The organism is Apilactobacillus kunkeei DSM 12361 = ATCC 700308 (genome assembly GCF_001281265.1).
Lineage (GTDB): Bacteria > Bacillota > Bacilli > Lactobacillales > Lactobacillaceae > Apilactobacillus > Apilactobacillus kunkeei.
This window is the reverse complement of sequence record NZ_JXDB01000001.1, coordinates 1-13,891: the sequence shown is the minus strand read 5'-3', so window position 1 is coordinate 13,891 and position 13,891 is coordinate 1. Positions and strand designations below refer to the sequence as shown.

General features: G+C 38.3%; 12 protein-coding genes. All 12 read right to left on the bottom strand.

The window, feature by feature from the left end; all coding sequences use genetic code 11:
• Nucleotides 1–2 precede the first annotated feature (2 nt).
• On the bottom strand, nucleotides 3–239 hold the full coding sequence (gene rpsR, locus RZ79_RS00060) for a 30S ribosomal protein S18 (protein WP_034530639.1): 237 nt from the start codon (nucleotides 237–239) through the stop codon (nucleotides 3–5).
• 28 nt (nucleotides 240–267) lie between these two features.
• Complete coding sequence (ssb, locus tag RZ79_RS00055) at nucleotides 268–765, bottom strand: single-stranded DNA-binding protein (RefSeq protein ID WP_054449476.1); 498 nt, start codon at nucleotides 763–765, stop codon at nucleotides 268–270.
• Nucleotides 766–809: 44 nt separating this feature from the next.
• Complete coding sequence (gene rpsF / locus RZ79_RS00050) at nucleotides 810–1,100, bottom strand: 30S ribosomal protein S6 (RefSeq protein ID WP_034530636.1); 291 nt, start codon at nucleotides 1,098–1,100, stop codon at nucleotides 810–812.
• A 183-nt stretch (nucleotides 1,101–1,283) separates the two neighbouring features.
• Entirely contained in the window at nucleotides 1,284–2,372 is a 1,089-nt protein-coding gene (locus RZ79_RS00045) for a hypothetical protein (protein WP_054449475.1), read from the bottom strand.
• 121 nt (nucleotides 2,373–2,493) lie between these two features.
• Complete coding sequence (locus RZ79_RS00040) at nucleotides 2,494–3,783, bottom strand: MFS transporter (protein WP_054449474.1); 1,290 nt, start codon at nucleotides 3,781–3,783, stop codon at nucleotides 2,494–2,496.
• A gap of 125 nt (nucleotides 3,784–3,908) precedes the next feature.
• Nucleotides 3,909–6,383, bottom strand: coding sequence for a DNA gyrase subunit A (gene gyrA / locus RZ79_RS00035; protein ID WP_237756510.1), 2,475 nt, complete (start codon nucleotides 6,381–6,383; stop codon nucleotides 3,909–3,911).
• Between the two features lie 118 nt (nucleotides 6,384–6,501).
• Nucleotides 6,502–8,448 carry a DNA topoisomerase (ATP-hydrolyzing) subunit B gene (gene gyrB, locus RZ79_RS00030; protein ID WP_034530633.1) on the bottom strand — a complete coding sequence of 649 codons (1,947 nt, stop codon included), beginning with the start codon at nucleotides 8,446–8,448 and terminating at the stop codon, nucleotides 6,502–6,504.
• A 23-nt stretch (nucleotides 8,449–8,471) separates the two neighbouring features.
• Nucleotides 8,472–9,587 carry a DNA replication/repair protein RecF gene (gene recF / locus RZ79_RS00025; RefSeq protein WP_054449472.1) on the bottom strand — a complete coding sequence of 372 codons (1,116 nt, stop codon included), beginning with the start codon at nucleotides 9,585–9,587 and terminating at the stop codon, nucleotides 8,472–8,474.
• A gap of 9 nt (nucleotides 9,588–9,596) precedes the next feature.
• Nucleotides 9,597–9,815, bottom strand: coding sequence for a S4 domain-containing protein YaaA (gene yaaA, locus RZ79_RS00020; RefSeq protein WP_191978975.1), 219 nt, complete (start codon nucleotides 9,813–9,815; stop codon nucleotides 9,597–9,599).
• 202 nt (nucleotides 9,816–10,017) lie between these two features.
• On the bottom strand, nucleotides 10,018–11,112 hold the full coding sequence (locus RZ79_RS00015; RefSeq protein ID WP_054449470.1) for a M24 family metallopeptidase: 1,095 nt from the start codon (nucleotides 11,110–11,112) through the stop codon (nucleotides 10,018–10,020).
• 131 nt (nucleotides 11,113–11,243) lie between these two features.
• Nucleotides 11,244–12,380 carry a DNA polymerase III subunit beta gene (dnaN, locus tag RZ79_RS00010; RefSeq protein WP_053794919.1) on the bottom strand — a complete coding sequence of 379 codons (1,137 nt, stop codon included), beginning with the start codon at nucleotides 12,378–12,380 and terminating at the stop codon, nucleotides 11,244–11,246.
• A gap of 167 nt (nucleotides 12,381–12,547) precedes the next feature.
• Nucleotides 12,548–13,891, bottom strand: coding sequence for a chromosomal replication initiator protein DnaA (dnaA, locus tag RZ79_RS00005; RefSeq protein WP_054449469.1), 1,344 nt, complete (start codon nucleotides 13,889–13,891; stop codon nucleotides 12,548–12,550).

Genomic DNA, 13,891 nt, shown 5'->3' with positions numbered 1-13,891 from the left:
TTTTAGTCTTCTGAAACGAATGGCATTAAGCCCATGATACGTGCACGCTTGATAGCAAGAGTTAACTTACGTTGGTTCTTTGCGCTAGTACCAGTAACACGACGTGGTAAAATCTTACCTCTTTCAGATACGAAACGACTTAATAGGTTAGTATCTTTGTAATCGATGTATTCGATGTGGTTTGCGGCGATGAAGTCAACCTTACGGCGACGACGGCCACCTCTTCTTTGTTGAGCCATTAAATTTCCCTCCTCTTTTATTTACACATTAAAATGGTAAATCATCATCGGAAATATCAATTTGATCACCAGAGTTAGCGAATGGATCCGCTGAGTTGTTACCACCATTAGATGGGGCAGCATTGTTTGATGAAGCAAAAGGATTGTTATTTCCTGCATTTGCTTGAGGAGCATTGTTGCCGGCGTTGTTGTTACCTTGGTTACTTGAACGAGGTTCTAGTAATGCAAAGTTTTCTACAACTACTTCAGTAACATATACTCTTTGGCCTTGTTGATTTTCGTAATTTCTTGTTTGAATACGTCCATCAATACCAACCAAAGCACCCTTATGGGTGAAGTTAGCAAAGTTTTCAGCGGATTTACGCCAGATAACACAGTTGATAAAATCTGCTTCTCTTTCACCTTGTTGGTTGGTAAAACTACGATCAACAGCTAAAGTGAAGTTACCTACGGCTGAACCGCTTGGAGTGTATCGCAAATCAACATCCCGTGTTAATCTACCAGTTAAAGTTGTACGATTAATCATGCTGAAAATTACTCCTCTCTTTTTTAAAACGTTTAAATTCTAAATTATCTTCTTACAGTCATTTGACGTAGAATGTCATCACTGAATTTTGATTGACGGTCGAATTCGTCTAGTGCAGTCTTGTCTGCAGTAGTTAGGTTAACGACGTGGTATACACCTTCGTTGTAACCGGCGATTTCGTAAGCAAAACGACGCTTTGACCAGTCTTTTGAATCAATAATCTTAGCACCATTGTCAGTTAGAACCTTGTCGAACTTAGTAACTAAGTCGTTCTTAGCTCCTTCTTCCATATCTGGACGAATGATGTAAGTAATTTCATATTTGTGTTCTTCCATGAATTACACCTCCTTGTGGACTTTAGACCCAACCTGTTGGGTTGAGTAAGGAGTACGAGTTATTTATAACCAATACTCACGTTCAATAAGTTTAACATTAAAAAATAAAATATTCAATACAAAAAACGGGATTGTTTTTCTGCGATACATTTATATATACGCAAAGAAACTTTCCCGTTATTTTTAAAAGTTATTAATAGTAAATAGTTGTGATCCTCGAATTGTTAGGATGTATCCTAAACCGGCTTGGTTAAAGGCAACTCCTTCGAATTCTAGGTTAGTCTTGAACTTGGTTGTTCTAACATCCCTTGGACGTAATTTGTTTAGTTTGTTTACAGGAACTGATGAAATAACGCCATCGGAAACAAAGTATAAACGATTACTTGCTGGGTTATATCCCATTCCTTGGGTTTGGAAACCTTGACCATTTGCTAGACCTTGCTTGATAGCGCGGAAAGTAACGTGGTTGTTCTTAACTTGTCCCTTAAAGATAACGATTCTACCAGCAGATTTCCCTTGCATACGGTATTTTACATATGTGTAAAAGTTTCCATTTTTATCAATAGCTAACTCATTATTGATTGAATAAGATCGACTGAATTTAAACTTAATTTGCTTAATTGGTTTTAAAGTAGTTGGACTAACTTCAACCAATGAAGGTGCTCTTGAAACAACATCCATTTTTACATACCAAAGCATGTTTGTCTTTGGGTTCAATGCTAGTGATTGACCGTGACCGGCATAGAACTTAGGACCAAATTTAATTGCTGACATAATTTGTGGATCACGATTTCTAACACCCATTCTTAGCGCTGCCATGTTGTTGGTATCAACACCTAGGCTGTGAAGTTTCCATAAATCGTATCTAACAATAGTAGTTTTAGCAAATGGGTACATTACGTAAGCATATTGTCCAGACTTAGAAATAGCGACACTTTGTGGATTTCCAAGGTCCCCGCTCCAGTTATATGAGACTGGTAGGTAAATACTAGTTCTGGCGTTACGACGGAAATTACCGCCCTTAGCATTCATTGTGTATGATGATGTTTGGTAAGTTGAGTTTTCATAATAACCCTTGCTAGCACCATAGCTATACTTAGGAATGTATGCATAGTTTCCGTTGTTTACGAAGTGTGTCGCATAGCCACCCTTCAAAGCATATCCCTTTTGATGATACGTCTTAACGCTGGCATTAGCGCTAACCCCCATAGCAAGCAAAAGGAGTAATGAAAAGACAAACAACAAAGCCTTTAAATCTCTCTTAAAATTCATAAGAATATCCCCTCATCTTTTGTATGATTTAATTCTATCATCAATTTAATAAAGTTTTAATTAATAATTTATTAAATTATTAGACTGCTAGTTCAATTAGTCGCTGTGAGTATTATTATCCTTAATTAATCTGATCCGCATGTTCCTCTACATATAAATCGTCCTTTTTGATGTTTCGAACAAATTGGGAAATACTCAATACGGTATAGACGATTAGAATCAATCCACTAATCATCATAATGAAACTACCGCGTGGGAACATGTCGTATAACCATGTGTATACCAATGTTCCAAATGGCATAATGGCGTATCCAACCGTATATAGTGTGGAACTAACTCTACCCAAGATGTTATGTTCAACGGTACTTTGAAGTCGAATTTCAATCGCCAAGTCAAAGATGGCAAAGGATAATTCCATTAATAATGACAATAGCATCCCGATTACCGAAACAATCATTTGATTCTTGGTAACAGTGAATAGGAATCCTAATCCTACTAAACTGATTCCGACCGAAATCATAGTCGACATAATCTTAAGCCCAAAGTGATTTTGTTGTCTTAATCGACTGGTGATTAAACTACCGGTTAGATAGCCAATTGAGTACCCGGTTTCGGTCCAAATCACGACCGAATTGGGCAAACCTAATTGGTTAACGATAATGAATGGGCTACCAGTAACAACAGCTGTGTAGAAGAAGTTAACCACGATTTCAGCCACGATACCGTCACGAATAAATGGACGTTTTTTAACGTATTGAAGGGTTTGTTTAAACTGCTGTCTTTGCGATACGCGTTCTTGTTTTTCAGCTTTAACCTCGTAGAAATGAAGAGACATCATAATTAACATCGCCACCAAAGTGGCTAGAATTTCCAAAGCAATTAATCCCTCGACACTAATCAAAGCATACAGTGTAATCCCTAAGACGGGCGATAATATTCTAGAAGCGGATGCCACCGCGGTGGTGAGCGAAGTCAGTTTGGCAACATCCGACATTCTTACTAATTGACGAATTGATGCTGAGTACGCTGTGTTCCTCAGATTCACCAAAATAGAATCAATCGCAATGAAGATTGCGACTGGAATCAATAATAATCCACCATGGAAAAATGGTAGCGCTAAGGCCAAAGCGAGAAAACCAATCATCCTTAATACGTAGCCCCAAAAGATAATGCGCTTATGATTATGGGTATCGACGAAGTTTCCAATCGGAATAAACGTCAATAAACTAATCAAGGGACCGACGGCAATGTTCATCCCAAAACTCAATGGAGAATGGGTGGCATGCAATAGCATGAAACTAATTCCGTACTGAAAGATTCCATAACTAAAGGACCCCAACCCATTACTTGTCAGTGACTTAATAATTTGTTGGTTGGACTGGCTCTGCATTAGTTGATTTTGCTTTTCCATTCGCTCACCCCCGTTTTTTAACGTGTATTAAGGCTTAATTATAGATTTATTGATGAACAACCACAATAAAAAAGCTTTCATCATAGGACTTTTACGCCCTAAATGAAAGCTTTTTTGTTTGAAGATTATTCTTCGTTGTTGTTTGTTTCGTCAGTTGATTCCGCATTGTCAGAACTTACTTCAGCAGTTTGTTCTTCAGCATCATCTTCTGTTTCGTCTTCTTTTTGAACACGGGCAACAGTTGATACTCTAGAATCTTCATCAATCTTGATTAAGTGAACCCCTAGAGTAGCACGACCGGTTTGTGAAACATCAGAAATACTAAATCTGATCATAACACCCTTGTCAGTAACAAGCATGATATCTTCATCCCCGGCAACAGTAGTCAATCCAGCTAATGGACCATTCTTTTCAGTCACCTTAACTGTCTTGATACCCTTACCACCACGGCCTTTAATTTGGTATTCGGAAGCAGGAGTTTGCTTACCGTAACCATTTTCGGAGATAACGAAGACGTTGTCGTTTGGATCTAATACATCCCCACCAACTACGTAATCATTTTCTCTTAGACGGATACCACGAACCCCGGTAGCAGAACGTCCCATTGAACGAACGTCTGAAACCTTGAAGCTGACACAGTACCCTAAGTGAGTACCAATAATAATGTTTTGGTCTTCAGATACTGTTGATACACGCATCAATTCGTCTTCATCCTTCAAGTGAATAGCCTTTAGACCATTACTTCTGATGTTTTGGAATTCATCGATTGGTGTACGTTTTACAGTTCCCTTTAGGGTTGTGAAGAATAAGAATCTACCGTCGTTGCTTTCGTTATCGTCAACTGGAATAACAGCTTGAATCTTTTCATCTGTATCAATTCCTAATAGGTTGATGATTGGAATACCCTTAGCGGAACGACCGTATTCAGGGATTTCGTAACCCTTCATTCTGTAAACCTTACCTAGGTTGGTAAAGAATAGTAATGAATGGTGGGTAGTAGTTGCTAGTAGGTGTTCGATAAAGTCATCATCATGGACACCCATTCCTTGCACCCCACGACCACCACGGTTTTGGCTCTTGAATTCTGAAGTAGCAGTACGCTTGATGTAACCGTTATGAGTCAATGTAATCATAATATCTTCTTCAGCGATTAGATCTTCGTCTTCGATACTTAGAACTTCTCCAACACGTAGTTCAGTCTTTCTTTCGTCACCGTATTTTTCTTGGATTTCTAGTAATTCTTGATAGATTAATTCATTAATCTTTTCACGACTACCTAGAATTTCCTTGTAACGTTCGATGTCTTTTAATAGTTCGGCATGTTCGCTAACAATCTTGTCGCGTTCCAAACCAGTCAAACGAACAAGACGCATGTCCAAGATAGCTTGGGCTTGCTTATCAGTTAGTGAGAATTCACTCATCAATTGATCCTTGGCGATTGCTGAGGTTTGTGATTCACGAATGATTGTAATAACACGGTCAATGTTATCCAAAGCAACGATTAAACCGGCTAAGATGTGCGCACGGTTTTCAGCTTTGGCTAATTCGTATTCAGTACGACGTTTGATAACGTTAACTTGGTGTTCCAAGTATTCATTTAAGATTTCTTTCAAACTTAAAATCTTTGGAGTACCTTCAACGATAGCTAGCATGTTAAAGCTGAAGCTAGTTTGCATTAATGTTAGCTTGTATAGATTGTTTAGAACAACTTGAGCAGATGCATCACGTCTAACATCAATTACGATTCTCATACCATCACGGTCAGATTCATCATTGATATCTGTAATTCCATCTAGTCGTTTGTCACGAACAAGGTTAGCGATGTGTTCAATCAACTTCGCCTTATTAACCATGTATGGAATTTCAGTAGCGATAATGCGTTGCTTACCACTCTTTTGTTCTTCGATTTCAGTCTTGGCACGTAGCACGATACTACCCTTACCAGATTCGTAGGCTCTTCTAATTCCAGACTTACCTAAAACGACACCACCAGTTGGGAAGTCAGGTCCAGGTAATGCTTCCATCAAGTCAGCAGTAGTAGCTTCTGGATTGTTCATTAAGATATGAATTGCTGAGATTACTTCGCTTAAATTGTGAGGAGGAATGTTTGTAGCCATCCCAACGGCAATTCCGGAAGCACCATTAACAAGTAGGTTAGGGAAACGAGAAGGTAATACTTCTGGTTCTCTTTCACTACCATCGAAGTTATCTTGGAAATCAACAGTATCCTTGTTAATGTCTCTTAGCATTTCCATCCCAATTTTGCTTAGTTTTGCTTCGGTATAACGCATGGCAGCGGCACCGTCTCCATCGACAGAACCGAAGTTACCATGTCCATTAACCAATGGATATCTATAACTAAATGTTTGGGCCATTCTAACCATTGATCCATAAACTGCAGCGTCACCATGGGGGTGATACTTACCAAGAGTATCACCTACGATTCTGGCAGATTTACGGAATGGTTTATCAGGAGTCAAACCAAGTTCACGCATATCGTATAGAATTCTTCTGTGAACTGGTTTCATTCCGTCTCGAACATCAGGAAGGGCACGCGCAACGATAACACTCATTGCGTAGTCCAAGAATGATGTTTTCATTTTTTCAGATAAGTCAACGTTTTCAATACGATGGCTTGATAAATCTTCATTATTGGCCAATGTTTTTACCTCCAATTCATGGTCGTTACATTAAAATGTTTCACATGAAACATCCATGTTAAATGTCTAAGTTTTCAACGAATGTGGCGTTTTCTTCAATGAATTTACGACGTGGTTCTACCTTGTTACCCATCAACATATCAAAGATTTCGGCAGCTTGTGCAGCATCCTTGGCTTCAACTCTTTGTAAACGACGGTTATCTGGGTTCATAGTAGTATCCCAAAGTTGTTCGGCATCCATTTCACCAAGACCCTTGTAACGAGAGATGCTAGGTTTTGGAGATGCAGGCAATTGAGCCTTCCATTGTTCCAATTCATCATCATTTGCAATGTATCTAATCATCTTACCTTGTTGTAAACGATACAAAGGTGGTTGAGCGATGTAGACATATCCAGCGTCGATTAATGGACGCATGTAGTTGTAAATCAATGTCAATAGAAGTGTTTGAATGTGGGCACCATCGACATCGGCATCGGTCATGATAATTAGTTTGTGGTAATGAACCTTTTCGATATCAAAGTCATTACCGAAACCAGTACCCATTGCTGTAAACATTGATCTGATTTCTTCATTGGCTAAAATCTTGTCCATTGTCGCCTTTTGAACGTTCAAAATCTTACCTCTAATTGGCAAGATGGCTTGAGTCAAACGGGAACGACCTTGCTTAGCAGATCCACCCGCGGAGTCCCCTTCGACAATGAATAATTCAGAGATTTCAGGGTCACGACTAGTATTGTTGGCTAACTTACCAGGCAAGTTAGAAATTTCTAGTCCTGATTTCTTTCTGGTAACTTCACGAGCACGCTTAGCAGCGGCACGAACACGAGAAGCTAATGCACCCTTTTCAACAATTTGCTTACCTAGTGTTGGGTTTTCAAATAAGAACTTAGCAAAGTGTTCTGAGAAGATGTGATCAGTAGCAGTTCTTGCGTCTGAGTTACCTAACTTAGTCTTAGTTTGTCCTTCGAATTGAGGGTCCGGATGTTTAACAGAAATAACAGCTGTTAAACCTTCACGAACGTCAGGACCAGTTAAGTTATCGTCTTTTTCTTTTAGTAGGTTGTTCTTACGAGCGTAATCGTTGATAACACGAGTTAATGCACGTTTGAAACCTTCTTCGTGAGTACCACCTTCGATGGTGTGAATGTTGTTGGTAAATGTTCTCATTTCACTATGGTAGTCATCGGTGTATTGAAGTGCAACTTCAACTGAAATGTCATTTTCCATTCCTTCAACATAGATTGGTTCTTCGAATAATGGTGTCTTTTCACTATCGATGTATTCAACGTAGTGCTTGATACCACCTTCATAGTGGAATTCTTCGTATGTTGGTTCTTCTGGACGGTTGTCACGAAGTGAAATCTTTAGTCCCTTGTTTAAGAAAGCAAGTTCTCTAATTCTTTCGGTTAAAGTTTTGATGTTGTAAGTGGTTGTTTCAGTAAAGATATCTGGATCTGGAAGGAAGTGAACCTTAGTACCGTGGTTATCTGGATCATCATCACCAATAAACTTCATATTGGTATTAACGTGACCACGTTTGAAGTCCATGTAGTACTTCTTACCATCACGAGTTACGGTTACGTCTAGTTCAGTTGATAACGCATTAACAACTGATGCCCCAACCCCGTGAAGACCACCAGAAACCTTGTATCCGCCACCACCGAACTTACCTCCGGCATGCAAGATAGTAAATACTGTTTCTAGGGCTGGCTTTCCAGTTTTTTCTTGGATATCAGTAGGAATCCCACGTCCATTATCGACGATTGTAATACTGTTATCTTTTTCAACAGTTACGTGAATGGTATCAGCGAATCCAGCTAGGGCTTCATCAATCCCATTATCAATAATTTCCCATACCAAATGGTGGAGACCTTGAACACTGGTTGATCCAATGTACATACCTGGACGTTTACGTACCGCTTCTAGACCTTCTAGAACTTGAATTTGGCTGGCATTATATTCGTCAGCTTTTCTTCTTTGTTCTTCTTTTTCATTTTCAGTCAACTTTATTCCTCCCCTAATTCAGACTATTCTTCTACGACTTGCCCACTTGAAATATTGAACACCTTTGGATCAGATATTAAGTCGCGAGCAATTCCGCTTAGACTCGTAGTCGTCAAAAACGTTTGCACTTTATCTTGAATTGACTTCAATAAATGAGTCTGACGATTATCGTCTAACTCGGATAAAACATCATCCAATAATAGGATTGGATATTCATTCGTTTCTTCCTTCATCAAATCAATTTCGGCTAACTTAACCGAAAGTGCTGATGTTCTTTGTTGGCCCTGTGAGCCAAATGTCGAAACATCTTTTCCATTGATAATAAACTGTAAATCATCACGATGTGGACCATATAACGTATTACCCTGTCTGATTTCTTTGTCCTTATTTTCTTCAAACAATTCCTTTAAACCAGTGTAAATGTCATTTTCATTGGTCTGCTGTTTTTTCTTTAATGCGCAAACATATTTAAACTTCAATTCTTCCTTACCTTGAGAAATTTCGGCATGAATATTTGCAGCCCATCCCTGCAACTTCTTCAATAATTCCAAACGTTGAAAAATTAACTTAGCACCATAAGCTGCTAATTGATCAGATAAGACATCTAGATAAAGCTTATCCGAAGCCTCTTTTAGCTGTAGCTGCTTTAGATAATTATTTCGTTGTTTTAGAATCTTTCTATATTGAGAATTATTGTATAAATAACGGCTGCTCATTTGACCAAATTCCATGTCCATAAAGCGACGGCGAACCGTTGGCGCTCCCTTAACGATGGATAAGTCCTCCGGAGCAAACAAAATCACATTTAGTTCACCCACGTATGAGGATAGCTTGGCCTGTTCGAGTTGATTTACTTTTGCACGTTTGCCTTTCTTTCCCAAATCAATTTCCAATTTGGTGGTGCCTAGTTCTTTTTCAACCTCGCCATAGACCTGCGCATTTTCATTTTCCCAATTTATCAAGTCGCGATTGTTATTGGTACGATGACTACGCGTTAATGCCAAAACATAGATTGCTTCTAGCATGTTGGTCTTTCCCTGGGCATTATTACCCAATAAGACGTTAATTGAAGGTGAGAACTGCACCTCTACATCGCTATAATTACGAAAATTACGTAATTTGAGTTCTCTTAATTTCATAAATAAAGCCTACTTTTTGCGAATAAAAAACAAACCAACATCAATAACTTCAACGTTATCACCGTCGTATAATTTCTTACCACGACGATTTTCAGGTTCGTCGTTTAGTTTCACTGCATGGTCCTTCAAATACCACTTAGCTTGACCACCGGAAGACACGATATCTTCTTCCTTCAACAACTGACCTAATGTTATATATTCGGTATCGATGAAAACATTCTTTTTCAAAACTTCACCCACCTTTTCCTATGTATTATTATACCCTTTTGGAGGTCAAAAGTATAGTTTATAAGCTGATTTTCGCCTTTCTAAGCAATTATATAAATGTGCTTACTAGTTTGTTAAATCCATGCCAAAATCGCTCATATCCTAAAAAAATCACTTTAAACGCAAAAAGAACCCCTTAGATAACTTTCTAAGGGGTCTTATTTTATAAATATTTAATTTCTTTAGGTGTATGGGTAAATGGTTCGCATCCATCTTCAGTTACGTAAACACAATCTTCGATACGGACACCAGCGAATCCTGGAACATAAATTCCGGGTTCGATTGAGAAACACATTCCTGGTTTTAAAACCATCTTGTTTCCTTCCATAATTGATGGGAATTCGTGTTCAGACATCCCCATTCCATGACCTAAACGGTGAATGAAGTATTTACCATATCCCGCCTTTTCAATAATGTCTCTTGCGACCTTATCGACTTCTTCAGCTGTTACACCTGGTTTAACAAAATCCATCGCAGCTAATTGAGCTTCTAGACAGACATCGTAGATTTCTTTTTGTTTGTCGCTAATTTCACCTACGGCAACAGTTCTGGTGGCATCTGAGATGTATCCATCATGCACTGTCCCTAGATCAAATAGCACCATTTCATTTTCTTTTACTAAATTATCGGAGGTTGCACCATGTGGTTCAGCAGCATGAGCCCCTGCTTGAACCAAGGTATCAAAACTCATTTCCATGACACCCTTTTGTTTTAGTGCGTATTCCAATTCAGCTACGACTGATTTTTCTGACTTCCCTGCTTTTAAAGCAGCGAAACCTTTTTCAAAAGCAAAGTCGGCCTCTTTACCCGCTTCCTTTAGCTTTTCGATTTCGTCTGGAGTCTTAATCAAACGCATTGTGTTCAAATAATCAGTGACGTCAGTTTCAAAAGTTACATCTTGCAACTCTCTGTGTAAATTTTCTAGACGAACAACTGTTAAATTTTCTTTTTCAATTCCTGCAGATTTTGGCGTTGCCACTCTTTGTTGGATATGAGCAGCAATCTTTTTCCATGGATTTTCATGATCTAAGTACCCATAAACATCATATGGAAAACCAGTATCTTTAATTGCTTCTACTTCCAATGCGGGTGCAAACATAAACGGATCCTTTTCAGGAAATACAATTAATGCTAATACCCTCTCTACTGGATCACTGTAGAATCCAGTTAAGTATTGAATTGTTTTCGGATCACTTAGATATGTGAAATCTAATCCGTTGTTGTAGGTCCAGTCCTGGATTGACTTTAGCTTAGACATGCAAACCCCTCCTTTTAATATATCTTAGACTAAAATGGCAAAATTTCAAACAATTATTAATTTGTAAATTAAAAAAACGCGACCCTTTATTAGACGAGGATCGCGTTTTATTAGATGAATTATTAAAATCCCTAGAAAGTACGTACTGGGGTGATTAATTCGATGAAGTTTTCAGCATCTTCAGAAGGAACAAGGGTGAATGGACGTAGTGATGATGTGAATGCCACATTAATCATTGAGTGTCCAAAGGCACGTAGGGCGTCCTTCATGTAATCAGGGTTGAAGGAAATTTCTAAGTCATTTCCGACAACTTCCTTGCTTTCAACTTCTTCTTCAACGTTACCAACGTCTGGAGAGTTACCAGAGATGGTTACTTGTTTAACATTTGCTTTGATAGTTAGCTTAACAACGTTGTTTCTTGATTCGTGAGATAGAAGAGAAGCTCTTTCAATCGCACCAAGTAGTTCGTAGGCATCGAATTGAACGTTAGTTTCGGAATCTTTTGGAATCAATCTAGAAGTATCAGGGTATGTTCCTTCAAGAAGTCTTGAGTAGAAGTAAGTGTTGCCAATAGTGAATAACACTTGGTTTTCGGTAATCTTCATCTTAACGTTTTCAGTATCGTCTGAGATCATCTTTGATAGTTCTGAAAGACTGCTACCAGGAATGATAACGTCGTATTCGCCTTGGTTATCTGGTAGGGCAACTTTACGTTGACTTAGACGGTGTGAATCAGTTGCGACAGCAAATAAAGTACCGTCCTTTAGCACAAAGTGAACACCAGTTAGGATAGGGCGACTTTCTTGGTTTGATACTGCGATAACAGTTTGGTTAATAATTTCCTTGAACACGTCACCTGATAGTGAAATTTCATTATCGTTTTCGATTTCAGGTAAGTGAGGGTAATCTGCAGCATCTAAACCATTGATAGTGAATGATGAAGTTCCTGAAGTGATTTCAGTTTGGAAACCATTTGCAACAGAAAGTGTCATTTTATCACTAGGTAATTTCTTAACGATTCCACTGAAGAATCTAGCAGGTAAAACGATGGAACCTTCTTCTTCGATGATTAGTTCGTTGTCTGCATCGTTTCTGTCAATAACAGTTTCGATAGAAACATCAGCATTGCTACCAGTTAATACTAAACCTTCGTTTGATGCACTTAACTTTAGACCTGTCAAAATAGGAATAGTGGTTTTTGATGAAATAGCTCTTGAAACCATATTTATTCCTTGAATGAATGCTGATCGTTTGATTGAAAATTTCATTTTGAATGTCTCCTCGCATGTAATATTTAATATTAATTAATATATATAGTTAAAACAGTAGTAGTAGGGCCTGTGTATACTGTGGAAAACTCTATTTACTCTTACGGATACAAAGTTTTGCACATGTGGATAAGTTGTGGATAAGTCACCACATTTTTCCACAGACTTTATCTCTCTAATGTTTCCTTTAGTTCTTGGATTTGTTCTTTGATTGTTGAATCAGATTGAACTGCATCGGCTATTTTATCGTAAGCATGGATGACAGTTGTATGATCTTTACCGCCAAAGGCGCTGCCAATCTTTGGAAGAGAACTATTAGTTAAGGTACGGCTTAAGTACATTGCTATTTGACGAGGGATAACGATTGTTTTAACTCGTTTTTTCCCTTTTAAGTCGTCTATAGAAACGTTGTAATAATTTGAAACTGATTTGATTATGTTTTCAACCGTAATTTCTGGTTTTGAATCTCCTCGGTTAAGACCGCGGAGAGCATCAGAAACCAAATCAGTTGTGATTGGAACCTTTTTGAATTTAGCGAATGCTTGAACACGTGACAATGCTCCTTCTAGTTCACGAACGTTTGAATCAAATTGACCAGCTATGTAGTTAAGCGTATCTGGGGGAACTTGAATCCCGTCTCCTTCTGCTTTTGCACGCAAGATAGCAATTCTTGTTTCTAAGTCTGGAGGAGTAATATCTACTGGAAGTCCCCAAGCAAATCGAGAAACTAAACGATCTTGCAACTTTGCAATTTCATTAGGTAAACGATCAGAAGTTAAAACAATTTGTTTTTTATTTTCGTACAAATCATTAAATGTATGGAAGAATTCTTCTTGAGTTCCGTCCTTATCAGCAAAGAACTGAACATCATCAACTAGTAATGCATCAACATTTCTGTATTCTTGTCTGAATGCTTCTGTTTCATTATTTTGAATGGCATTAATGAAATCGTTGGTAAATGATTCACTAGTTACATACATAATGTTTGCAGTTGGATTGTCTTCTAAGATTTTATTACCAATTGCATGCATTAAGTGGGTTTTTCCTAAACCGACACCTCCGTACAAAAGAAGTGGGTTATACATTTTTCCTGGATCTTCGGAAACAACTAGCGCCGCTGCATGCGCCATTTGGTTACCTTTACCGATAACGAAGGATTCAAATGTATAGTTAGGATTTAGATGGCTGTTTTCTAAGAATTCATTGTTGTTTGCGCTGCCTGAATTCTCTTTAACGGCATCATCTTTCCTATTAGAACTCCTAAGATCTCCTTCTAAAACAAATTTTGGAACGATATCTCTTTTAGTTATTTGATATGAATACTCTACTAAAGAGTCCTCTAATTTATCTTCCCAATAATCACGATGGAGAGGAGATGGAAGTTCTAGTGTTAGCTCATTTCCGACTAAGCTAATGGGCTTAACTGTAGCAATCCATGTTGAATAGGTTGTAGTGGAGTAATTTTTTTCAAAAGCTTTACTGATTGCTTCCCATAAAGAGTCTTTATCCAT